This window comes from Dyadobacter sp. HNCC25DJ186, assembly GCF_056895235.1.
Map to the genome: position 1 here is coordinate 36,243 of NZ_JBXHAS010000004.1, position 25,430 is coordinate 61,672.

The window sequence follows — 25,430 nt, forward strand, 5'->3', positions numbered from 1 at the left end:
TTTATTTTTTGAGGGTTTTCTTCGATAATCAATGTCAACATATCCAACGCAACGGTAAAAATCTTTTCCATATTCCTGCGTGACCTTTTTAAAATCCTCACTAGCGAAGTGCAAGTTTAATCAACTGCTCCACCGTAATTTCATACCCCTCGCGTTTGATAATAACATCCAAACTTTTCTCCGCAGTCGCCTTCGGGATACCCAGTGTCACCAGGGCAGCCAGAGCTTCGCTTTTCAATGCATTATTCGTACTAGCAGGCGTTTTTACACCCGTAGTAAGCATTGCATCCTTGCGCATTTTATCACTTAATTCAAGAATTACCCGCTGGGCTGTTTTTAATCCAATTCCTTTAATAGACTGGATCAGACGTAAATCTTCGTCGATGATACCCTGGCGGATTTCAGGCGACGAGAGGGAGGAAAGCATGACTAAAGCAGTCGATGGCCCTACGCCCGAAATACTGATCAAATCCAAAAAGAGGCTTTTCTCATCACTTTCAAGGAAACCGAAAAGTACATGAGCATCCTCCCGTATATTTAGATAGGTTACCAGTTTGCACCGCTTGCCAACATCCGGCATAGCAGTGTATGTCTGCAATGAAATACGAACTTCGTAACCCAGACCCTGGACATCAATAACGGCAAATGCAGGATCTTTGTAAGTTACTGTTCCGTCAACGTAGGCAATCATATATGTATAGTATGTGTTAAAATAGCTGTTCTAGCTTGAAACGATGAGTTTCATACCAGGTTTTATTTCATTTCCTCTGATCTTATTTGCCTTTTTCAAATAATCAATCGGTAATCCATAACGCAGGGAAATGTTCCAAAGCGTGTCACCCTGCTGAACAGTATGGTAACGCATTTTGATATTTCTTGATCTTCTTGACTCTTCCTTTTGTGCCTGTTGCGTTTTTGCAGAGGAAGCCAACATAGCAGGAGATACTTCCTTAATGTCTTTGTAAACAACTAGTTTTTGACCGCTCTGTATCGCGCTTCTGCGTATGCCATTCCATTTTCTTAATTCAGCAATTTCGACATGATATTTTTTTGAAATAGATTCAAGCGTTTCTCCGCGTCTTACCGTATGTGAAGATTTCTTTTGTTTAATTTTTGAAACAACAACAGGCTCTTCCTGATCATTCTCATTTGTATCCTCCGACTCTTCGTTCGATGCCAAAGTTGTTTCAACAGTCGTATCTGGTTTAACCACTTCCTTTTCTACATTTTTTGAAGCGATAAGGGTCGGCCGTATTGTAACTTTTACATCTTTGTAAACTACCAAACGCTGTCCTCTCTGTAATGAACTTCTGCGAAGGCGGTTCCACCTTTTCAGCTCGGCAACCTGAACACGGTATTTTCTTGAAATAGATTGAAGCGTTTCTCCTCTTTTAACCGTGTGAGAAGATTTTTTAGAAACCACTTTCGTGTTGCCTTCAAATTCTTGGCCTTCTTCGTCTCCGTTTACATAAGCATAAGGAAAAGCTCCTTTTGAATTATCAAGACTGGCTAATACTGCTCCGGCCGGGATATATCTGCGTGTGCAGGAATCCATAATTACACTTCTGTTACTAACCAGATAAGTATATTTAACGCTTGGTATTTTTAGAACAAAATCTCGCGTCTGCTCAGGAAGCATGGTCTTTGTCAACTGTGGATTCAGTTTGTTAAGCTCCGCAAAATCAATTCCGCTTTGTTGACAAAAAGTTGCAAGGTTGATATAACCATTGATATGGATTGTATCGTTCGGTATCTGATATTCCGGATTTTGAGCGTACACGCCATGGTCATTACCATAATTCATCATGTAGTTCATCGCTACATACTGCGGAACATAAGATCTCGTTTCTTTTGGAAGGGCATTATAAATTCCCCAAAAAGTAGTTCCATGAGAACGGCGCATCGCTCGTTTCACATTTCCAGGGCCTGTGTTATATGAAGCCAAAGCCAGCTCCCAGTCTCCAAATATCCTGTAAAGTTGTTTTAGATATCTACACGCTGCATCCGTTGCCTTAGCAGGTTCAAAACGCTCATCAACATAACTATCCTGATATAACCCAAACTCGCGGCCTGTTGCAGGCATAAACTGCCAAAGTCCACCAGCTCTTACCCGTGAAAGTGCCGTTGGATTCAAACCTGACTCAATCATGGACAGATATTTTAGCTCTGTAGGCAAGCCGTACTTTTGAAGTGTTCTTTCAAATAAGGGAAAGTATAACGGCATTTTTTCCATCATGGTGATGGTAAAATTTGTCTTTTTATATATAAAATACTCGACAAATTCATGCGACGACTTGTGATACGTCAGCGGAATCGACTTTTCCAATTTTGCGAACCGCTCACGGAGTAGTTCTTCAGGGATCGCAGGCGTTAAACCTATTTCTTCAACTGTCGGAAGCGCAGGAACTTCTATGTTTTCGTCTGCCTCAGCAGCGATCCCAAGGGTGTCCGGTTCAATAACTTCTAATTTCTCTCTTTGTATTGTCGCCATCACCGGCGAATCCCACATCCCTAAACACACGGCTCCAAGCCACAATACTCTTTTTGAAATCCTCATTAATTAAAGCTTTTTGATGGGTTAGCGATTCCTGTTATCAAATAGTCAACGTCTGATGATGAATACCTTATGAAAATAACTATCTTAATTTTTAGCGATTTCCGAAATTATTTCAGAAATCAGGGTCTCAGGCACAGTTCTTTTATTCTGATTATTGGTAATAATGTAAAAATGAAACTGCCGTCATTTAAATACTTACGAAAAATCAGCTAAAAAATTATTTACCTGATGATCTTTTATGCCTCAATATTTTCTTTCAAAGTTAAAGAAAGATGATTAGCAAAAGAAAGCATCTTCTCTTCTTTGAAGAAAGGAGCCATGATCTGTATCCCAATTGGCATACCATTTTTGTCAAAACCATTAGGTATGGAGATGGCAGGATTACCTACGACATTGGCCTGTACTGTGAAAATATCGGCTAAATACATCTGTAGAGGATCATCTGTCTTCTCTCCTATCGTAAATGCTGTGGTTGGTGTAACAGGTGAAATAAGAAAATCAAATTTTTCAAAAAATCTTTCAGTTTCTTCCCGCACTAACCTTCTAACGCGTTGCGCCTTGGTATAGTATGCGTCGTAATAATTGGCACTTAAAACAAAAGTACCTAATAATATCCTTCTCCTTACTTCTTCTCCAAAACCTTCAGTACGCGTATTTTTATAAAGAGCTTCTAAGTCGCCTGTTTCGGCAGATCTGCTGCCATATCTTACGCCATCAAATCGCGATAGGTTGGAGCTGGCTTCGGCGGTTGTCAGAATATAATAAGTCGGTAATAAATAATCCAGAAGCGGCATTTCGACTGGTGTAACCTCATGACCTTGGGCGCGAAGCCGGTTTAAAAGATCCAGCGTATGTTCCCTGATTTCAGGAGCTATCGCCTCATTTTCAATCGTATCACGAATATATCCAATTCTGGCTTTCCCATCCCAATCAAGGTTTTTGGTGTAAGCGGGAACGCCTTTTGCGGACACAGTACTATCAAATGCGTCAGCACCCGCCATGATTTCCAGGATCAGGGCAGCATCTTCAACGCTTTTAGTGATTGGCCCAATGCAATCGAATGAGGAAGCGTAAGCAAGAAGTCCCCAGCGTGAGACACGGCCATACGAAGGCTTAACGCCAACAACTCCACAAAAAGCAGCCGGCTGACGAACAGAACCACCCGTATCACTTCCCAATGAGGCGTGACACAACCCTGCCTGAACAGCAACCGCCGATCCGCCGGAAGAACCACCAGGGACTTTAGAATTATCAGCCGCGTTAAGAACTGGACCAAACGATGAGTTTTCGTTTGAAGAACCCATGGCAAACTCGTCACAATTCTGACGACCGATTACAATGGCATCTTCGTCTAAAAGACGCTGAACTGCGGTCGCGGTGTAAGGGGAATGGTAGGTATTCAGAATCTGACTTCCGGCCTGAACCGCGTGTCCTTTGTGAGCGAGCACATCTTTCAAGCCAATGACCAGTCCGGCAAGCCGACCAGCATTTCCATTCTGAATTTTTATGTCAATTTCAGCTGCAAAGCGAAGTGCTTCTTCTGAATAGACATCAACGAAAGCATTTAAATGGGTATTGGACTCAATCCTTTCCAAGTAATGACTCACCAACTGCACGCAGGTTAAACCTCCTCCACGCAAATCATTTTGTATATCGGTTAGCGTCGGGTACTCTTTCAACGTTATTATTTTTGGCGGGTAATAAATAAAGAATCAGAGCCATTAAGTATTTACTAAACGGCTCTGTTATATACTCAATACAATGGAAAGACTACTTTGTGGTAGTATCTTCCATGCTTTTCTCAATATTCTCTTTTACGTCTTTCGTAGCATTCTTAAATTCGTTGATACCCTGACCTAAACCACGCATCAACTCAGGAATTTTCTTCGCACCGAAGAATAGCAAAACAAACAAGGCTACCAGAAAAATCTCTTGTCCACCTAACCCCATAATTCCACCTAAAACAGTTACTGATTCCATATCTATTCTTTGATTATATGTTTACAAAAATACTTATTATTTCGAAAAGAACTAAAATAATCAGACACTTTATCCGATATTAATTGTTTTTTCGTTCTTTTCCCATTCACTAAATTTAGCAATATCATTGCCCAAAGTCTTAATTAGCCACAAAACCAGGGCGAAATCATCTGCGATTCCTATAACTGGCAGAAAATCAGGAATAAGGTCAATTGGAGAAACGAAATAGATTAGGACTGCAACGATCGAAACAAGGCTTTTCCACGGAAGTGTTCTGTATGCCCCGGAAGAATATGCCTTAACCATACGAACCAGTATTCCAACACTACCCTGAAACTCCGCCAGATTTCCTTTAAATCCAACATGCTTTAATTTACTTACTACCTGACCGACCAGCTCAACGAGACGACTTGTGTTACTCGCATACCTACCTGCTTTACCTGTTGCCTTTTTAAAAAAAACAGACTTTAAAATTTTTGCTATCAATGATTCATTGTTCATTTCCCTAAGTAAAGAAAAAGTGGTTTGAAATGCCAATATAACTATCTAATTACGTAAAAAATTGCATTATGGATCAAAGCATAACAGTTTTTAAACAAAATTTAAATCCGTGAGTGGTTTTAACAAATTATGTAACCTATTTTTAGGGTATATTTCAAAACATTAATTTTTACACAATTAAATACATTTTTTTATGAAGATTACTGTCGTAGGCGCTGGCGCCGTGGGTGCAACCACAGCCGACAATATCATTCGTCGCGAATTGGCGGAAGAATTAGTGTTGCTGGATATCAAAGAAGGTGTGAGTGAAGGAAAGTCATTGGATATGTATCAGACAGCTGCATTGCTTGGTTTTAATACCAAGCCGGTTGGCTCAACCAATGACTACGAAAAAACAAAAGGTTCTGACGTGGTGGTAATCACATCGGGTATCCCTCGCAAACCTGGCATGACACGCGAAGAATTGATAGGAATCAATGCCGGCATAGTAAAATCCGTAACTGAAAATGTTTTAAAATATTCACCAAAGGCCATCATCATCGTTGTTTCCAATCCTATGGATACAATGACTTATCTTGCTTTCAAAGAAGCTGATATTCCCAAAAAACGCATCATCGGTATGGGGGGTGCTTTGGACAGCGCCCGTTTCAAAACGTACCTGGCGCTTGCGATGGATGTTTCTCCAAGTGATATTCATGGAATGGTGATCGGCGGGCATGGCGACACAACCATGATTCCTTTGACACGTCTGGCAACTTATAACGGTATACCCGTAAGCCGTTTTCTGTCTGCTGAGAAATTGGAACAAATCGCAGCAGATACGATGATTGGCGGAGCAACATTGACAAAGTTAATCGGCACGTCAGCCTGGTATGCACCGGGCGCAGCGGCTGCTATGATGGTTGAAAGCATTGTACGCAACCAAAAACGTATCGTTCCCTGCGGAGTTTATTTGAACGGTGAATACGGGCAGAAAGATATTTGTATGGGTGTTCCTGTTGTTCTGGGCCGTAATGGCTGGGAGAAAATCATCAATCTCCGCCTGAGCGACGCGGAAAAAGCCGCTTATGAAAAATCAGCGGAAGCAGTTCGTGCGATGAACGGCGCTCTTACTTTCTAATTAAACAAAATAGAGAAGTCAACCTTTTTCTTAGTTGACTTCTCTATTTTTTCTTTAAATATTTTTTTCTCAAAGGATTATATAGAAATCTGATACTGCAAAATCCACGAACCTTTTCTTCCGTCTTTCACTAACTCATTGACTTCCGGCCCGTTTTTATAAACCGGGCGGTTTTCGTAGTTTAAAGTCAACTTTGCGTTACTCCCCTTAATAATCCAGTTAAGACCAACATTATAAAGATTGATTGGATCTTTTAAACGTTCGTAATCTGAATGCTGCACAGAAGCAAACGGCATAAGGGTTCCCTGACTTCCAAGTAATCCATCCTTAAATTTATATCCAGCCTGAGCATAAACCACATTGCCCGTTCCAAACATCGGATAAGCATTTCCATGTGTTCCGCTGACGCCTGTAATTGGTAAACTGGTACCGGTTGCAGGATTCATGCTGCCATTGTAGCGAAGGTATCCTTTACCATAATCAGTATAAAAATAACCCAGATAAGCAGACACGGCTGTTCCTTTGTCTTTGCTGATCGGCATATCCAGATATGAAGCAACTGACCATAAATTCATGCTGTTATATAAAGTGTCACCCCCTTCTTTTCTCCAAGTCGCATTTTTCTGCCCGATAAATCCCGCTTCTATATTCCAAACTTTCCGCTTTCCGAGATACGTCCCTGTCATATATCCCGGGGTGGTGTTGTCTTCAGTATCAAAAATGTTGTAGATCAATAATCCATCCAATTGCATCTTATGTTTCTTTTGTGCAAACACAGCATTAGTACCCAACAAAGCAGGAACTCCACCGCTTGTCTCAACTGGAAAAGGGTCTGCAATACTGACACGATAATTGATCTTACCAATTTGCCCACGGCTGTAAACAGCAAGTTTTCTTGAAAACTGATCTGTCTGATCCACAGTGGCCTGTGCAAAAATTGGTACATCCATTGTCATGATCGTCCCTATGCTAGGCTGCGAAAACCGGGACAGGCCGTTAACGATGGTCAGACCTCCACCAAAACGAATAAAACTATTTCCTTTTCTTTGCACTTCATATTCCCCAACTGCATCGTGAAAAAATGCAGCAACTTTTCGGTTACTTGGCGTACCGGAAGTATTGTACCCCGGGAAACCATTTGTTTTATTAAAGTTGTTAAGACCAAACTGTGTATAAAAAAATACTCTGTCAGTAATTTGTCCGAATAATTGCATTCGTGTCCGCCTCAACCCAATATCAAATGTTTGAGCAGCTGGATCACTGAGAACAGTTGTTCCGGGATTGTTATCATTAAGGCGAAGCCAGACCTGATTGGTAAAGGTAAATTTCACGTAATGTGATCCGGACGGATTAAGGTTATATCGGATATCAGGCTTGTTATTTTCATCAACAGTTTTAATCTGTGCGATTGCGACGGATGAAGCCAATAAAACCAAACAAAGTACTTTTTTCATTCCCATGCGTTATTTTTTTCAGATACGAATAGCGTATCTTACCCTGAATAATTAATTAAAAATTATAAAAAAACCAGTTAAAATGATTTTCCCCGTGGAGAAAGGAGAAGGATATTTCACTCCTTTTTACTATCATATTACAAAACATAAGCATAGGTTAAACGGGGTTTTACTCCTTTTATTTGTGTTACTTTCTGGTGCATTTGCACAAGAGACACCTCCGCTTGTGAATTTCCCCAACACGATTTATAAGGCCCACAACCAAAACTGGGCGATTGATCAAAGTAAAGATCAAATCATTTATACGGCAAATTCAGATGGTTTACTAGAATATGACGGTGCTGCCTGGAAATTATATCCCTTCCCAAATCGCCAGATTGTCAGGGCGGTATTGTGTGATACGACGCCCAACGGTGAATCGAGAATTTATGTCGGAGGTTATTCTGAATTTGGGTACTGGAAGAAAACAATTAAGGGTCAGCTGATATACCATTCTTTGAGTAAGGCAGCCAATTTTAAAAGTTTACAAACTGAAGAAATTTGGCATATACTGAAAGATGGGGAAAATATTTATTTCCAATCCTTCGCCCGCATCTATCGTTATGACGGAAAGAGAATAACAGAGCTGAAAACAAAAGACAATTTTATGTTCATGCGAAATGTTAGAGGCAGATTGTATGTACATTTTCTGAACAAAGGGATCTATGAATTAATTGGAAATAACTTTGTGATGTTGAAAGGATCGGAGTTTTTCGCATCGACGGTCGTTTCAAGTATTCTGCCTTTTTCAGGAAACAGCGTTTTAATCACCACCACAAAACATGGGTTATTCATTTGGAATGGCAAAAATTTTACAGAATGGAAAATACCCCTGGCTGGTGAACTCAAACAAAATATCATCAATAAAGCCGTTTCGTTGAGCATCGACAGCAGTTATGCATTTGGGTCCATATCAAAAGGTCTCTATGTTATAGATAAGGACGGAAATTTAAAATTTCATTTCCGGAAAGAAAACGGACTGCAAAACAATACCATTCTTTCACTTTTTGAAGATCGCGGCCAGCACTTGTGGCTCGGTCTCGACCAGGGAATTGATCTTATCAAACTTGCATCTCCGTTTATTTCATATCAAACGAACGACAATCCGCTTGGATCAACGTACGCTGCCGCTGTTTGGAAGGGGAAATTATACGTCGGATCTAATAATGGGGTTTTTGTAAAAAAATGGATGTCTTCTGAGCCATTCCGCGCCATTCGTGGCTTGGAAGGACAAACCTGGACTTTGAAAGTTGTAAATGGGCAATTGTTATGCGGCCACAATGACGCAACTTTCAGAATTGAGGAAAATGGTATCACTAAAATATCTGCTGTTAATGGCGGATGGCAATTTCTTCCGGTAGTTACAAAAAAGGACACAATATTATTACAAGGTTCTTATACCGGTTTGCACAGTTATAAAAAAAACAAGAGGGGGCAATGGACTTATCAATACTCCATCAAAGGAATTCCGCCAATCCCTGCCAAACAAATCGTCCGCACCAAAGACGGATCATTCTGGATCGCTCATGCCTATCGTGGATTGTACCATGTCATTTTAAACCCAACACTTGATTCAGCTATATCCTGGAAAGAATATAAGGCACCACTTGATATTCCCAGTGAGTTTGCCACTGAGATTATCCCATGGCGCGGAACAGTACTCGTCAGATCAGGAAATACTTTTTTCCAGCCTGACAGCAAAAATGTTCTTATACCCTATAAAAATCTGGGTAACGGGGATGAGGAATTTAAAATCCGGTCTGGTGTAGATGACAACTGGTTTAAGATCTATCCAAACAGGGTTATTTTTTACAGCCATAATGAACCACACACCCTGCAATTATCCCTTGTGCGAAACAGTGAAACCATCATTCCACTTTCAAACCAGCACTATTTCTTTTGCCTTGACAATGGATATGCGTTATACGATCGCAGAAAGAAAGAACATCCGGCTTCAGTACCTTTCAGGCCGTTGATCAGAAAGGTTCTCAACCTTCGAAATCTTGACGAAGTATTTGAAGTAACGGACAGAGCTACCCTACCAATCGATGTGAGGTCTGTAAGAATTATGTACACCTTGCCTGTTTTTGGTCAGGATGTGCAATATAAATACAGGCTAATAGGACTTTCAGAACAATGGTCGGAATGGACAGATAAAAGTTATGTTGAATATACAAATCTCGAGTCTGATACATATACGTTTGAAATAAAGACGAGTTTGAATGATGAAATTACGGCTTACCATTTTGTTGTAACTCCCTACTGGTATGAAACCGTTTGGGCCCGACTGTTTTTTGTTCTATTAGCTGCTGCAATATTGACCGGAATCATCATTTTTCAAGAGAAGAGACTTGCCAGGCATCAACAAAAGTTACTTGAAGAGCAGGAAGAAAAGTTAAGGCAACAGAAATTAATAAATGAACGTAGAATCATTGAGATTCGTAATGAAAATCTTCAGAGCGAAATAAAAAACAAAAGTCAGCAGTTGAGCAATGTTGCAATCAACGTTGTAAAGAAAAACGAAATTCTCCAGGAAATCCGTGACGAACTGCAACAAGTGAAGCAGGAACTCGGGCAGCAGTTACCCAATATTCACTATCAAAAATTACTGCACAGCATTGAAAGAAATGTAGCTGGTAAAGACGATTGGGTGTTATTTGAAGAAAATTTTAACGAAGTGCACGACGAATTTTTCAAGCGATTGAAAAATATTTGTCCGGCCATCTCACCCTCAGAACTTCGTCTTGCAGCATGTCTCAGAATGAATTTATCGAGCAAGGAAATGGCCCCTGTCCTGGGAATTTCTGTAAGAGGAATTGAAATCAAACGTTACAGGCTTCGTAAAAAGCTGGATTTAGGCAGCGATCTTAACCTGACTGCGTACATGATGGATGTATGAAATGCTGAGACAAAACTAATATTTTTGCAATTAAATGATATATTTTGTTGCATTATTCTCATTGATGTAGTGGTGATGTAGTCGGATTTTTGACAATAGTTAGTTTATGTAGCTAGCTTTGAAGACAATTTAATCTTCATAAAGTTCAATAGCTAACTAACGACCAATGAAAGCAAATGTACGATCGCTGTACTTGCTGATTTTTTTTGCATGCGTAAGCACAATGGCCTTCGCGCAGGAAATCAACATTACAGGTAAGGTCACCTCAGCAGCAGACGGCTCCGGACTTCCGGGAGCCAGTGTATTACTAAAAGGAACTACAACCGGTGTTCCTACTGATGTAGATGGTAGTTTTAATATCAAGGTCCCTTCGGCATCATCTGTGCTTGTAATATCCATGATTGGTATGACATCGCAGGAAATAACAGTCGGCTCAAATTCCGTTATCAACGTCGCGCTTGCGGAAGATGCACGTGCCTTAAATGAGGTGGTTGTTGTAGGTTATGGTTCTCAAAGAAAAGTGGATGTGACTGGGTCAGTGGTTTCAATCAAGGGAGCTGAAATTGCCAAACAGTCTTCTATCAACCCGGTCAGTGGTCTTCAGGGAAAAGTTGCGGGTGTTCAGGTAAATAACTCAGGAAAACCAGGTGCTGCACCCCAAATCCGCATCCGGGGTGTTGGTACAGCTTACGGTAGTCCTAACCCGCTTTATGTTGTCGATGGTGTCTGGTTTGATGATATCAGTTTCCTTAATTCGGCAGATATTGAAAGCATGAATATCCTGAAAGATGCATCCAGCCAGTCTATTTACGGTGTCCGTGCGGCCAACGGTGTCGTTTTGATCACTACCAAGAAAGGAAAATCGGGACAGGCCGTTGTTGATTATAATGGATTTGTCGGTATGCAGAAAGTGACAAATCAGATTAAAATGGCTAATGCGAACGAATATGCCACAGTGATCAATGAATTAAGCGCGATTAATGGCGGACAGCAGATTCTGAACCCATCGAATTATGGCGAAGGTACGGATTGGTATAAACAAATTCTTCGAGATGCGTTCATTACCAACCATCAGATTTCAGTGAGCGGCGGTGGAGAAAAATCTACCTACAATTTATCGCTGGGTTATTTGAAGCAAGACGGTATTGTAGAAAAAAACAACTTCAAACGTTATACGGCACGTTTCCAAAACGATTTTCAGGTTTCTAAAAATCTGAGAGTTGGGTATACTGCAACAGGTGCTTTCAGCAAATCGCAAGATGAGGCAGGAGGAATTTTCAGACAATTGTATGCAGCATCTCCGGCTCTGTCGGTTTATAATGCTGACGGAACCTATGGTGATCCTTCAAAGTTAAACCTAGGTGATGGCGCTAATTTCAATCCACAGGTTACAATTGATTATTTTAACCAAAACACAAAAAAGACGCTCCTTACTGCCAATGCGTATGCAGAATTGTCCTTTTTGAAAAACTTTACTTTTAAAACAAGTCTTGGCGGTCGTTACTCACAGGATGAAACGAGATCGTATTTGCCGGTTTATGCAGCAACAGTTGCGCAGCGCAATACAAACAGCCTTTTGACATTTACGCGTCCGCAAGCACGTTACTGGATTTTTGAAAACACGCTGACTTATACCAAAGAAATCGGTAACCATTCAATCACTGCTCTTCTTGGTCAATCTGCGCAACGCGATCAGTCCTACAAATTGACAGCCTCCGCTCGTGATGTACCTTACGCAAGCGAAGGTGATCTATATCTGACTTTGGGTAATGTTGATGGCCGAAATGTTGTTGATGAAGGAGATTTAGCAACGTATTCCTCATATTTCGGACGTGTTAATTACGGTTTTTCAGATCGTTATCTTTTAAATGCTTCTTTAAGAGCGGATGGTTCTTCTAAATTTTATCAGGGCGGCAATGCATGGGGATATTTCCCGTCGGTAGGTGCCGGCTGGGTGATCAGCAATGAAGCTTTCATGGGTGATCAGAAGATTTTTGATAACTTGAAATTACGTGCGAGCTGGGGTAAAATCGGTAACGCATCAGTTCCTTCAAACTTGTCAACGCTGACAGTAGCAACAGGTGGTAATTTGGCTGCAATTTATGGCGGAACGGTAAATACCGGAGCCAGTATCAATTCAATCATTCCACCAGTGACGGTTTGGGAACGCGGTGTAGGAACGGACATTGGTATTGAAGCATCCTTGTTGAAGAACCGTTTGAGTTTTGAATTGGATTACTATACTAAAAAAACCGAACGAGCTATTTTTGATCTTCCTGTGTTAACATCAATCGGAACCGCGAGCGGCAAGATCATAGGAAACCAGGCTGATTTCCAAAACAAGGGTTTTGAAGCCGCTATTAACTGGAATGACCAAATCGGAGACGACCTGTCTTACAGTATCGGTGTCAATGGAAGTATCAACAACAATAAAGTACTGGCTGTTTCTACGGGTGCCAATCCAATCTATGACGGTGGTGTTGGCCTAACCGGAGGTGCACTGGCAACAAGAACGAGAGTTGGCGATCCTATCGGTTCTTTCTATGGATATATCGTTGACGGAATTTTCCAAAACCAGACAGAAATAGACGGATCAGCACAAAAAACGGCTAAACCGGGAGATTTCAGATACCGCGATATCAGCGGTTCAGCAGGTACCCCTGATGGAAACATCACTGGCCTTGATCGTCAGGTTATCGGAAATCCAAATCCAAAATATACCTATGGTATCAATACAAGCTGGAACTACAAATGGTTTGATTTGATGCTTGACTTCCAGGGTGTTGCCAAAGTTGATATTTATAATGCCAATATCGGATGGCGTTATGGAAATGAAAATTTCACGAAAGATTACTTCGACAACCGCTGGCATGGAGAAGGAACTTCCAATACTTATCCTTCGGCTAATATCGGTGGAGGTTCTAATTATCTTCCTAACTCATTTTTCGTTCAAAGCGGAAGTTATTTCAGAGTTAGAAATGCACAATTAGGATACAGTCTGCCTGCCAAAGTGACTGAACGTTTGAAACTGAAAAAGCTTAGAATTTATGCCAACGCACAAAACGCGCTTAATTTTTTCAAATACAAAGGGCTTTCTCCGGAGATCACTGCAACAGACAACAAACCTACTCAGGCAGGTATAGACGCCAATGTTTATCCGTTGTCAGCAACCTACAACTTTGGTATAAATGTTACTTTCTAAGACAACTAATAATATGAAAAATATAGATTTTAAAAACAGGTTGGGCAGATTCGGGCTTTATGCTAGCCTGGCTTCGCTGCTGCTGTTGCCGTCGGCATGCCAGGATAGTTTTCTGGATACTGATCCGCAAGGAAAACAGTCAGGCGATGTCTTTTGGCAAAATGGAGACGACGCTACAAAAGCAGTGAATGCCATGTACGCAAACCTGAGATCTTTTGGAAATACTGCTTTCGGTGCGATTGCCGTAGAAAGTATTGGATCTGACGAAACTGAAAAAGGAAGCAGCGCATCTGATGCAACCTTTTTTAATACGTATGACAACTTTTCTGTTGGCTCAACTGAAGGGCAGTTAGGAGCATTCTGGAGCGCTCAATACCAGAATATTAATTATGCCAACCAGATATTGGATAATGTGCCTGCGATAGAAATGACAGCTGCGTTAAAAGACCGTTATCTGGCTGAGGCGAAATTTATCCGGGCCTATTCCTATTTCAGATTAGTCCGCGCTTTTGGCGATATTCCGTTGAGACTGACCGTACCCGCCGGGACGGAAGAATATAACCTGCCGCGTACTCCCAAGGCAGAAGTTTATGCAGCCATTGAAAAAGATCTGACAGAAGCCACGGCGGTTTTGCCTGCAAGTTATGGTGCATCAGATCTGGGTCGTGTTACCAAAGGTGCTGCGCTTTCGTTACATGCAAAGGTTTCGATGTATCAGCAAAAATGGCAGCAGGTTTATGACTTGACTTCCCAGGTGATGGCTTCCGGACAATATTCGCTTTTCCCGAATTACGAGCAATTGTTCAGGATCCAAAATGAAAATTCGTCTGAGTCAATTTTTGAGATTCAAAACGAATTGGTACTTGAAAATAGAGATGCTTCAAATTCCCAATATTCCCAGGTTCAGGGTGTAAGGGGCGTCGTTGGGGGCGGATGGGGCTTCAATGTGCCAACAAAAGAACTGGCCGCAAGTTACGAAACGGGCGATCCAAGAAGAGATGCAACGATTATTTTCAGGGGAGAGACAACACCTGCCGGTGATGTAATAGCGGCAACGGGTGACAACACCATGTATAACCAAAAATCCTATGTGCCTTTTAACCTGTTCGTTTCAGGATTCAATGAAGGTGCTCAGCAAAATGTACGCGTGATCCGTTATGCTGATGTTTTATTAATGAATGCAGAGGCTGCTAATGAGTTAGGTAAAACGACCGAGGCTCTGGCATCGCTTGAATTGGTTCGTGCAAGAGCTAGAGGCGCAAGTACCACGGTTTTACCAAAAGTTACGACTACGGAAAAAACTGCGCTACAAAGAGCTATCTGGCGCGAACGCCAATCTGAATTGGCTTTGGAATTTGATCGTTATTTCGATGTGATCCGTCAGGGAAGAGGAACCGAAGTTTTCGGACCAAAAGGTTGGCAAGCCAATAAAAACGAAGTTTGGCCGATTCCGCAAACCGAGATTGATCTCAGTGGTGGCATCTTGACCCAAAATACCGGCTACTAAAAGCTAGCAAAAATTTAAACCAGCCCGCAGGGTGATGAAAGAATTCAGATTTCTGATATTCAGGAACATCGTTCTGCGGGTTATTTATGTTCTACCGTTTGTGGCGCGCTTTATTTGTTCCATGAAATCTTCATCAATAATCGAGTAAGCCGTGAAAAATTATCTTGTTATTATTTGCTTATTTTTCGCAGCGTTCGGTTGCAAAAATGACAAAGTTGAAGCACCCGAAGTTATCGTACCTTCAACTTTTGAAATTGACACAACAGATAAATTCCCCAGGATTACGGATGATGCACTTTTGACTCTGGTGCAAAAACAAACTTTCAGATATTTCTGGGATTTTGGACATCCGGTTAGCGGCCTGGCAAGAGAAAGAAATACATCCGGCGAAATAGTAACATCAGGCGGAAGCGGATTTGGAATTATGACGATTCCAGTAGCCATTGAACGGGGATTTATCACAAGAGCCCAGGGGTTGGAGCGATTGCATAAGATGGTCACTTTCTTGAAAAATAATACCCAGAAATTTCATGGTGCCTTTCCGCATTGGATAAATGGTTCAACCGGCGCAGTTGTGCCATTCAGCACGAAGGATGACGGAGCCGATTTGGTTGAAACCTCCTTTTTGATTCAGGGACTGTTAACAGCACGCCAATATTTTGATGGTGACGATGCGTCAGAACTTGCATTGAGAAGTGATATCAATGCCATCTGGCACGGCGTGGAATGGGACTGGTTTAGAAAGAATAATGAAGACCTACTTTATTGGCACTGGAGCCCGACATATGGCTGGGATATGAATCTTCCGATTAAAGGCTGGAACGAATGCCTGATCACGTATGCCTTGGCAGCCTCATCCCCGACGCATCCTATTTCTAAAACGGTATATGAAAATGGCTGGACTGGCAACGGTTCTTTTGTTAATGGCAACAGTTACGAGGGAATAAAATTGCCCTTAGGTAATCCTTACGGTGGTCCGTTATTCTTTTCCCATTATTCCTTCTTAGGGCTAAACCCGACAGGACTAACCGACAAATACACCAATTATCTGGACCAAAATCGAGCTCATACATTAATAAACTTCAATTACTGCAAGACAAATCCGCTTAAATATTACGGCTACAGCGAGAATTGCTGGGGATTGACTGCAAGCGATGTTCCTGATGGATACAACGCAAACTCGCCAACAAACGACAAGGGCGTGATCACCCCAACGGCCGCGTTATCTTCCTTTCCTTACACGCCAGATGAATCCATGAAAGCGCTCAGATTTTTCTACTATAAACTGGGTGATAAGATTTGGGGAGACTACGGATTTTACGATGCATTTTCTTTACAACAACCCTGGTTCGCGACGTCTTACCTGGCAATTGATCAGGGACCGATCATTATCATGATTGAAAACCATCGCAGTCAATTACTTTGGAATCTGTTTATGAGTAATCCCGAAATAAAAACAGGCATGAAAAGTCTCGGATTTCAAAGCCCGGATTTGTAGCAATGACTTTTACTCCGACACAAAAAATCAATCTATATTATCATGAGATATATAATTTTTCAATTCAGCATTTTGGCGTTGATACTGTTTTCAACAACAGATATTCATGCACAAAAGAAAAAAAATACTGCTTCTCCCGCCGCCTTTAATCCAGCCAACAGGCCAAAAAATTTATCCGATACGGCATTGCTTGAATTGGTACAAAAGCAGACTTTTCGTTATTTCTGGGAATTTGGACATCCGGTAAGTGGTATGGCCAGAGAACGGAGCAATGTTGCGTTCGATTATGGCGATGAGGTAGTCACAACCGGAGGGACCGGATTTGGAATTATGGCAATGATCGTCGCCGCTGAACGTGGCTGGGTTCCGAGAGATTCCGTATCAAACCGTTTATTAAAGATGGTTAAATTTTTGTCCAAAGCAGATCATTATCATGGAATATTCCCCCACTGGCTGAATGGAGGGACAGGAAAAATTATTCCTTTCGGGCGTAAAGACGATGGAGGAGATCTTGTTGAGTCATCGTTTCTGTTTCAGGGTTTACTTTGCGCAAAACAGTATTTCAGTGGAAACAATAATATTGAACGTGATTTGAGAAACCGGATCACCGGGATTTGGGATGAGGCAGAATGGGATTGGTATACAAGAGGGAATCCTGATCAGCTGTTTTGGCATTGGAGCCCGAATCACGGCTGGGCGATGAATTTTGAGTTACGAGGTTATAACGAAACATTGATCACCTATATTCTGGCCGCCTCGTCTCCAAGATATCCTATCAATGCTCAAATTTATGACAAGTGCTGGGCACAAAGTGATCATTTCAAAAATGGAAAAGAATTTTATGGTGTAAAACTGCCACTGGGTTTCGATTTTGGAGGCCCTATGTTTTTCGCCCATTATTCGTTTCTGGGACTTGATCCACGCAATCTGAAAGATAAGTATGCAAATTATTGGGAACAAAATGTAAACCATACGCTGATCAACTATAAACATTGTGTGGCCAATCCGGGAAAATTTAAAGGGTATGGAGAGAACAGCTGGGGTCTGACGGCGAGCGATACCTTTGATGGCTACAATGCTTTTTCACCAACAAACGACTTTGGCACCATTACGCCTACCGCAGCATTATCATCTTTCCCTTATACGCCTGAACAATCTATGAAGGCTTTGCGTCATTTCTACGACGATTTGGGAGATGAAATTTGGAGTGAATACGGATTTACGGACGCGTTTAATGAGTCGCAGAACTGGTATGCAAAATCGCATTTGGCGATCGATCAGGGGCCAATTATTGTGATGATCGAAAATTACCGGACGGGGTTGTTATGGAAATTATTCATGAGTAATCCGGATGTTCAGAATGGTTTGAAAAAGCTGAATTTTGAAAGCCCGGCATTAAAATCAATCAGCAAAAATTGATCAGTAGTTTCCCAAAATTAGCAAGTGTGGGATACCAGGACAAATATTTAAAAATAATAAAATAAATTGTACCTTGATGGTAGTTAATAGTTTTCCAGGTGTCGGTTGACGCCTGGAAATATTTATATCCGGACTATTTATGAAAAGTATTTTCCACAAAATCGGAGCATTATTATTGGTCATCCACGTGATGGCCTTTTCTGCGAAGGGTCAGATCTGGCGGGCCATCGAACCAGAAAATCTCCCTGACAAAAGACATGAAAATGCGATGTCCCATGCCAACGGGAAACTTTATCTGCTTGGCGGCCGGGGTATTAAATCGGTTGATGAATATGATCCTAAAAAAGATACCTGGATTACGCTAAGTAAAACCCCGATGGAAATGAGCCATTTTCAGGCTGTTTCCTATAAAAATGAGATCTACGTATTGGGCGCTTTTACCGGGAGTTACCCGCATGAAGTACCTATTCCTAATATCTACATATTTGATCCGGTAAAAAATGAGTGGCGAAAAGGCCCGGAAATTCCGGAAAACAGAAGACGCGGAGCCGCCGGAGCATTCACGCTCAATGATAAGATTTATCTTGTTTGCGGGATTCAGGATGGGCATTGGGACGGACAGGTAACATGGTTTGACGAATATGCCCCTGCGACGAATACCTGGAAGCAGTTGGCCGAAGCTCCCCGTCCCCGTGATCATATACAAGTTGCCGTTGTGGACAATAAACTTTACGTTGCCGGCGGCAGGTTATCTACGGCAAGGATCAATCAGGTTTTAAATACAACCATTGCGGAAGTTGACGTTTATGATTTCAAAACCGGGAAATGGTCTACTCTTGATCCTTCAAACAATATTCCCACTAAACGCGCGGGAAATACAACAGTTGCATTTGGCAAAAGAATTCTGATCCTCGGTGGAGAAAGTGACGCCCATGTGGAAGCTCATAATGAAGTTGAAGCATTTAACACACAGACTAAGAAATGGGAAAAATTTCCTTCGATGCAACAGGGACGCCATGGAACGCAGGCTGTTTCCATCAATAAAAAAGTCTATATCGCAGCCGGGTCTGCTAACCGCGGAGGCGGCCCTGAATTAAATGCCATGGAAGTTCTTGAAGACTAGTGTATCACAAATTCAGTACTATAATCTCCTATTAAATGTTGAAAAAATTCTTGTCATTGTGCCTCATTTTAACTCCATTTTTATTGAGTGCCCAAAAGCAAACCGCATTTACCCATGCCGATACACTTCGTGGGGCTATAACGCCTGAGCGAGCCTGGTGGGATCTTACTTATTACCATTTGCGTGTGACACCAAATGCAAAGGATAGCACTATATCAGGAAGCACGGTTATCAACTATAAAGTTCTAGAGTCTAAACAAGTTATCCAGGTGGATTTGCAGGAACCACTCCAAATTGAAAAAGTGATACAGGATGACCAAGCTCTTACATACAAGAGAGACGGAAATGCCTTTTTCATTACCCTTTCGAAAAAACAGGAAAAAGGAAAATCAGAATCAATTGAAGTCTTTTACTCTGGACGACCAAGATTGGCAAAACGCCCGCCGTGGGATGGAGGCGTACAATGGGTCCCGGATGGAAAAGGAAATACGATTATTTCAACCTCTTGCCAGGGACTTGGTTCCAGCGTTTGGTGGCCGTGCAAGGATCACATGTATGACGAACCGGATAGTATGATGGTGAGTATTACAGTTCCAAAAGCGATGACGGATGTTTCCAACGGAAAACTGCGAAGTGTAGTTGAAAATAAGGATGGCACACATACTTTTAATTGGGCCGTTGTCAATCCAATTAATAATTATGGCGTAAACATGAACGTGGCTCCGTATGTGAGTTGGAGCGAAACATATAAAGGAGAAAAGGGAGATTTACCAGTAAGTTTTTATGTCTATCCTGAAAACCTGGAAAAGGCAAAAGTTCAGTTCGATCAGGCGAATAAAATGTTAAAGGCTTTTGAGCATTGGTTTGGCCCATATCCGTTTTATGAAGATGGCTATAAGTTAGTCGAGGTACCTTATCTGGGCATGGAACACCAAAGTTCGGTTACTTATGGCAACGGCTATAAAATGGGCTATCTGGGCCGGGATCTATCAAAAACAGGTTGGGGTTTAAAATGGGATTTCATCATTATTCATGAAAGTGGTCATGAATGGTTTGCCAACAATATCACGTATAAGGACGTCGCCGACATGTGGATTCACGAAAGTTTCACAAACTATTCGGAGAATTTGTATACTGAATTTTATTATGGCAAAGAAGCCGGGGCTGATTACGTAATCGGCACAAGGGCCTTGATCGCGAATGACATTCCAATCATTGGAACCTACCATGTAAATCAGGAAGGATCCCGGGACATGTATTACAAAGGTGGGAATATGCTGCATACCATTCGCCAGATTGTGAATAATGACGAAAAGTGGCGTCAGGTTTTACGTGGCCTTAATAAGACCTTTTACCACCAAACAGTAGAAACAAAGCAGATCGAAGATTACGTCAATAAAAATGCCGGCCGTGATATCAGCAAGATATTTGATCAGTATTTAAGAGATACCCGGATCCCTGTGCTCGAATATTCTTTCAAAGGAAATAGTGTTCAGTATCGCTGGGCAAATGTTATTGCTGGTTTTGATATGCCTGTAAAAATAAAATTAGCGGATGGAAAGGATCAATTCGTTTATCCGACAACGAATTGGAAAACTTTAAAAACAAAAGGAGAAAAAACGCTGACCGTAGATCGTAATTTTTATGTTGAATCAAAGAATGTTTAGGGGCTTAATCCCAACATTCCATAATTAACAAATCACCATATCGGGCGGAAATTCGAACCATACCATCGGTTTCCGCCTCATTGCTATTTCCTGTTCGGTGACCGAGCGTCAGTGTTTCGTCATTCAGATTATATTTTAAACCTGCTGTCTTTATCCCTTCCACCATTCCTACCGGAATTAGGGAGATTGGCGTACCGGCGACATACCACTTTTCAAAAATCCCGGATAATGGAAAGATTTTAGAATAGTCATCAAATAAAACAAGACGGATAATTTCTTTGTAGCGAACCAGATTGGTGATGTTCGTAATCGCATGATCAGCGCGCCGACCGGTTGCCCAAACAATATTGGCAGCAGGAAAACCCTCATCAACCAAATAATCAATCGCTTTTTCAAGGTCTGTTTTTTCCTGGTCAGGCGTATGGACAATTTTTATTGGGTCCTGCCGAGACCTTATCTCTTCGAAGTCATGATTATGATCAAAGTCACCCAGCCAAACATCTACTTTAATTCCCAAATCCAGAACCCGGTAAATAGCATGATCTAAAACCAGGACCAGCGGACTCCATTCTAATAATTGCCCAAGCAATTCTTCACTACATGCTTCACCATTGGCGATAATAAGTGCAGGTTCCTGCTTTTCCCTGATAATATGATGTGAAGACATTTACTAAACTTATTTCGCTTTAATGAGTTCGACAAGTAAGTCAAATTTTCCATTAAAGTTACTTTCCATCTTGTCAAATCTTAAATCTATCAAATTAAAGCGCTCGTCCATTTCATGACGGATATCTTTTAAATCCTGTTGGATAACAGCAACGTCGATTTTTAAAGATTCAATTTCCTTTTTTTGGCCGGACATATCCTTTTGCAAAAGTGATATATCATGACGCAGTAAAGCATTTTGCTTTTTAGATTCAGCAAAACCCTTATGCATCTCGATTGTCAGTTTCCCTAACCCGTCGGCAATCATTTCAATCTGCTTTCCCTGATCCACGGATACAATTTCTAATTGTGCAATTCTGTCTTCAATGTACATTTGAGCGTGTGTTAGTTGATAAGCAATTCTCAGTGAACTGAAACTTTATACAATATCAGCAACAAATATTTTTGACACAAATCATATTCCAACTTCGAATAATTATTTGAGTCTACCGAGAAAATATACCTAAAAACCCCTTTAAACCTTCAATGCCTTCGCCTGATTCCAATATTCGTCCATCTCTGCAAGCGTCATTTCTGTTAGTGATTTTCCATCTGACTTTGATGCTTCTTCCATATATTGAAACCGTCGGATGAATTTTTTATTTGTTCTTTCTAACGCAGTTTCCGGATTTATATCAACAAATCTCGAATAATTAACCAGTGAAAAAAGCAGATCTCCAAACTCACCTTCCGCTTCCTTATGGTCAATTACAACCTGCGTTTCAATATTGAAGTTCTCTTTAAACTCCTGTAATTCCTCTTCAACCTTCGCCCAAACCTGCTGTTTTTCATCCCAGTCAAAGCCAGCTCCGCGGGCCTTTTCCTGAATGCGCATGGCCTTCACAAGCGCAGGCAAAGATGAAGGCACGCCAGACAAAACTGACTTATTACCTTCTTTCAGTTTTAGTTTTTCCCAGTTTTGCTTTACCTGCTCCTCCGTATCCGCCTTTGCATCGCCGTAAATATGAGGATGACGAGAAATCAGTTTTTCACAAATTCCGGTCAATACATCAGCGATATCAAAGTTCTTGCCAATCTCAATATTTTCCGACGCGATTTTGGCATAAAAAACAATATGCAAAAGCACATCTCCCAATTCCTTTTTTATTTCCGGCAAGTCATTTTCAAGAATTGCGTCAGATAATTCATACGTTTCTTCGATTGTCAGATGCCGTAAACTTTCCAGCGTCTGCTTCCGGTCCCAAGGGCACTGTTCACGAAGTTCATCCATAATGGTTAGCAAACGATCAAACGCCATAAGCTGCTGCTTGCGATTTTCTGACAAGTCATTGAAGTTTTTTTCCATTCTACAAAGGTAATATTTAGGCCGGTAAACTCCCGTGATCAAATTAAATCGATCTGATTTATTCAGGGGCAAAAGCAATTGATTTACAGAGAACTTTTTTCATAACAAAATGATTAACAGAAAGTCACCATACTCATTTTAACTATTGAAGAAAATTCCGGCATCAAAGTCATTTAAAAATCCAAAAGAATCCTCAGAATCATTTAAAAAGCGATTTTCTGCTTTACAAAACCTCCCTCGTTTCTTCCGTCTGGTTTGGGAGACCAATAAATTACTCACCTTAGGAAATATTATTTTCCGGTTGATAAAATCCGGCCTTCCCCTGATAATGCTTTACATTGGTAAAGAAATTATTGATGAAGTCGTCCGATTAATTGATCATCGCGCTGATTCGCATGATTATCTGTGGATGTTGGTCGCAGCGGAATTAGGATTGACGATTATATCCGACCTTTTAAATCGTTGTATCAACCTTTTTGATAGCCTTTTGGGTGATCTGGTCGCTAATAAAACGTCGGTAGATCTGGTACATCATGCTGCAAAGCTGGATTTATATCAGTTTGAAAATCCTGTTTTTTATGACAAACTGGAACGTGCACGACGCCAGACTGCCGGCCGAACTGTTTTGCTATCTCAAACACTCGCGCAGATACAGGATATTTTAACGCTACTTTCTCTCGGAGCCGGATTGATCATTTTCAATCCCTGGCTTATTTTAATATTGATCATTGCCGTTATTCCTTCTTTTTTAGGGGAAACACATTTTAACGAACGGACTTATTCGCTGACCAGAAGCTGGACGCCCGAAAGACGCGAATTGGATTATTTGCGCTATCTTGGATCAAGCGCGGAAACGGCCAAAGAGGTCAAGGTTTTCGGCCTGGAAAATTACCTGGCAAAACGTTTCAAGGAGCTGTCCGAGGAATATTATCTGGCAAACCGTAAAATTGCGATCAGCAGGGCTGGCTGGGGCTATTTTTTGTCAGCAATTGGCACCCTTGCCTATTATGCAGCTTATGTTTTTGTCTTGGTACAAACGCTTGCCGGATTAATCACGATCGGTACGATGACATTTCTTTCCGGTTCTTTTCAACGGATGCACGGTATGTTACAAGGCATTATGAGTCGGTTTTCCGGTATCGCAGAAAATGCGCTTTATCTTAAAGACCTGTTCGATTTTTTTGAAATTCAACCGACAATTCTGGCAAATGAAAATGGCCATGATATCCCACGTCCAATCCAAAAAGGTATTGTTTTTGAGAATGTTAGTTTCAAATATCCGGAAAGTGATTTTTGGGCAATAAGGAATCTTTCATTCACGCTAAATCCGGGAGAAAAGCTTGCTCTAGTTGGTGAAAACGGCGCTGGAAAAACAACGCTGGTTAAGCTGCTGGCGTGTTTGTATAAACCCACGGAAGGCAGAATATTAATAGACGGAATTGATGTTCTGGATTATAAACTGTCTGATTTAAGAGTAAATATTGGTATCATTTTTCAGGATTATATTCGCTATGAAATGACTGTTTCTGATAATATTGCAGTTGGCGACATCGACAATATCAATGACAAGGAAGCTATTCGAATTGCTTCCGGAATGAGTATGGCCAACGAGGTTATTGACCAGCTTCCTAATGGTTTTGAACAGGTTTTGGGCAAAAGATTTAAAGAAGGGACAGAACTTTCAGGCGGCCAGTGGCAGAAAATTGCTTTGGCCAGAGCCTACATGCGCGACGCACAGCTCATTGTACTGGATGAACCAACATCAGCGCTTGATGCGAGAGCGGAGCACAAAGTTTTCCAACGGTTCAGCGAATTAATTAATGGGAAAATGGCAGTCCTGATTTCACACAGATTTTCAACGGTGCGCATGGCGGACCGAATTCTGTTTATGGAAAAAGGAAGACTAATTGAATATGGTTCGCATCAGGAATTGCTAAATCTGGATGGAAAATACGCAGAACTTTTTCAGTTACAAGCCCAGGGGTATCTTTAATGAGCCGGAATTTTGAAACCGGTTTGAATCAGATTACTGCTGCATTTCGCGACAATCAAACCTGCCGGATTTTTAATCATACCCTCCACATGGATAATATTTTTGCCTGCCCGAACCACTTTTGCCTCCGCAATAATCGTTTCACCAGTCTTTGCTGCATGCAGAAAATCGCAGTTCAAATTAACAGACGTGTGGGCAAACTCACTGCCAAGAGCATAAACCATCGTTCCGACTACATCGTCAAGCATAGTGGCGGCAATTCCGCCGTGCAGCACGCCCATCGGATTTGTCATATCCTCGCGAACAATAAATTCGACACTCATATTCCCGTCCTGAATATCGAGTAATTTTCCATTAAGCCATCTTCCGACCGGAGACAAACTTTCCTGCATCCATTGCCCTCTGAATGATTGCATATACGCTAACCGTGATTCGTGTTTTTTCTGCGATGAATTATCAG

The 25,430-nt window shown here is 41.4% G+C and carries 19 protein-coding genes; 9 read left to right on the forward strand and 10 right to left on the reverse strand.

What is annotated here, in order from left to right:
* Window positions 1-100: 100 nt before the first annotated feature.
* The 5 genes from ruvA to AC1XUO_RS13945 form a co-directional block, all read right to left on the reverse strand.
* Window positions 101-691, reverse strand: a complete 591-nt coding sequence (ruvA, locus tag AC1XUO_RS13925) for a Holliday junction branch migration protein RuvA (RefSeq protein WP_483330436.1) — start codon at window positions 689-691, stop codon at window positions 101-103.
* 30 nt (window positions 692-721) lie between these two features.
* Entirely contained in the window at window positions 722-2,557 is a 1,836-nt protein-coding gene (locus tag AC1XUO_RS13930; RefSeq protein WP_483330437.1) for a LysM peptidoglycan-binding domain-containing protein, read from the reverse strand.
* Between the two features lie 236 nt (window positions 2,558-2,793).
* Complete coding sequence (gene gatA, locus AC1XUO_RS13935) at window positions 2,794-4,236, reverse strand: Asp-tRNA(Asn)/Glu-tRNA(Gln) amidotransferase subunit GatA (RefSeq protein ID WP_483330438.1); 1,443 nt, start codon at window positions 4,234-4,236, stop codon at window positions 2,794-2,796.
* A 91-nt stretch (window positions 4,237-4,327) separates the two neighbouring features.
* Window positions 4,328-4,537: a Sec-independent protein translocase subunit TatA/TatB gene (locus AC1XUO_RS13940; RefSeq protein WP_137338602.1), complete on the reverse strand. Its 210-nt coding sequence runs from the start codon at window positions 4,535-4,537 to the stop codon at window positions 4,328-4,330.
* Between the two features lie 69 nt (window positions 4,538-4,606).
* Window positions 4,607-5,038, reverse strand: a complete 432-nt coding sequence (locus AC1XUO_RS13945) for a YkvA family protein (protein ID WP_483330439.1) — start codon at window positions 5,036-5,038, stop codon at window positions 4,607-4,609.
* A gap of 193 nt (window positions 5,039-5,231) precedes the next feature.
* Between AC1XUO_RS13945 and mdh the strand changes: the two genes are divergently transcribed.
* Window positions 5,232-6,158, forward strand: coding sequence for a malate dehydrogenase (gene mdh, locus AC1XUO_RS13950; RefSeq protein WP_483330440.1), 927 nt, complete (start codon window positions 5,232-5,234; stop codon window positions 6,156-6,158).
* A 77-nt stretch (window positions 6,159-6,235) separates the two neighbouring features.
* On the opposite strand, the gene AC1XUO_RS13955 is transcribed toward mdh, so the two are convergent.
* Window positions 6,236-7,612 (reverse strand): hypothetical protein, encoded by a 1,377-nt coding sequence (locus AC1XUO_RS13955; protein WP_483330441.1) that lies wholly within the window; start codon window positions 7,610-7,612, stop codon window positions 6,236-6,238.
* 82 nt (window positions 7,613-7,694) lie between these two features.
* On the opposite strand from AC1XUO_RS13955, the gene AC1XUO_RS13960 reads away from it, so the two are divergent.
* The 7 genes from AC1XUO_RS13960 to AC1XUO_RS13990 all read left to right on the forward strand — a co-directional run bounded on the left by AC1XUO_RS13960 (window position 7,695) and on the right by AC1XUO_RS13990 (window position 20,966).
* Window positions 7,695-10,550, forward strand: a complete 2,856-nt coding sequence (locus tag AC1XUO_RS13960) for a triple tyrosine motif-containing protein (protein ID WP_483330442.1) — start codon at window positions 7,695-7,697, stop codon at window positions 10,548-10,550.
* 166 nt (window positions 10,551-10,716) lie between these two features.
* On the forward strand, window positions 10,717-13,752 hold the full coding sequence (locus tag AC1XUO_RS13965; RefSeq protein ID WP_483330443.1) for a SusC/RagA family TonB-linked outer membrane protein: 3,036 nt from the start codon (window positions 10,717-10,719) through the stop codon (window positions 13,750-13,752).
* A 13-nt stretch (window positions 13,753-13,765) separates the two neighbouring features.
* Entirely contained in the window at window positions 13,766-15,259 is a 1,494-nt protein-coding gene (locus AC1XUO_RS13970; protein ID WP_483330444.1) for a RagB/SusD family nutrient uptake outer membrane protein, read from the forward strand.
* A 151-nt stretch (window positions 15,260-15,410) separates the two neighbouring features.
* Entirely contained in the window at window positions 15,411-16,757 is a 1,347-nt protein-coding gene (locus AC1XUO_RS13975) for a glucoamylase family protein (RefSeq protein WP_483330445.1), read from the forward strand.
* 42 nt (window positions 16,758-16,799) lie between these two features.
* Window positions 16,800-18,176 carry a glucoamylase family protein gene (locus tag AC1XUO_RS13980; protein WP_483330446.1) on the forward strand — a complete coding sequence of 459 codons (1,377 nt, stop codon included), beginning with the start codon at window positions 16,800-16,802 and terminating at the stop codon, window positions 18,174-18,176.
* 139 nt (window positions 18,177-18,315) lie between these two features.
* On the forward strand, window positions 18,316-19,299 hold the full coding sequence (locus tag AC1XUO_RS13985) for a Kelch repeat-containing protein (RefSeq protein ID WP_483330447.1): 984 nt from the start codon (window positions 18,316-18,318) through the stop codon (window positions 19,297-19,299).
* Between the two features lie 35 nt (window positions 19,300-19,334).
* Complete coding sequence (locus AC1XUO_RS13990) at window positions 19,335-20,966, forward strand: M1 family metallopeptidase (protein WP_483330448.1); 1,632 nt, start codon at window positions 19,335-19,337, stop codon at window positions 20,964-20,966.
* A gap of 4 nt (window positions 20,967-20,970) precedes the next feature.
* On the opposite strand, the gene AC1XUO_RS13995 is transcribed toward AC1XUO_RS13990, so the two are convergent.
* The 3 genes from AC1XUO_RS13995 to mazG form a co-directional block, all read right to left on the reverse strand.
* Entirely contained in the window at window positions 20,971-21,633 is a 663-nt protein-coding gene (locus AC1XUO_RS13995; RefSeq protein ID WP_483330449.1) for a thiamine diphosphokinase, read from the reverse strand.
* Window positions 21,634-21,642: 9 nt separating this feature from the next.
* Window positions 21,643-22,005: a hypothetical protein gene (locus AC1XUO_RS14000; protein ID WP_483330450.1), complete on the reverse strand. Its 363-nt coding sequence runs from the start codon at window positions 22,003-22,005 to the stop codon at window positions 21,643-21,645.
* 141 nt (window positions 22,006-22,146) lie between these two features.
* A complete protein-coding gene (gene mazG, locus AC1XUO_RS14005; RefSeq protein WP_483330451.1) occupies window positions 22,147-22,977 on the reverse strand; it encodes a nucleoside triphosphate pyrophosphohydrolase in 831 nt (276 codons plus the stop codon).
* Between the two features lie 145 nt (window positions 22,978-23,122).
* On the opposite strand from mazG, the gene AC1XUO_RS14010 reads away from it, so the two are divergent.
* Window positions 23,123-24,970, forward strand: a complete 1,848-nt coding sequence (locus tag AC1XUO_RS14010; protein WP_483330452.1) for an ABC transporter ATP-binding protein — start codon at window positions 23,123-23,125, stop codon at window positions 24,968-24,970.
* Here the strand turns inward: AC1XUO_RS14010 and AC1XUO_RS14015 are convergent.
* Window positions 24,967-25,386 carry a PaaI family thioesterase gene (locus AC1XUO_RS14015; protein WP_483330453.1) on the reverse strand — a complete coding sequence of 140 codons (420 nt, stop codon included), beginning with the start codon at window positions 25,384-25,386 and terminating at the stop codon, window positions 24,967-24,969. The genes AC1XUO_RS14010 and AC1XUO_RS14015 overlap by 4 nt on opposite strands.
* Window positions 25,387-25,430: the final 44 nt, after the last annotated feature.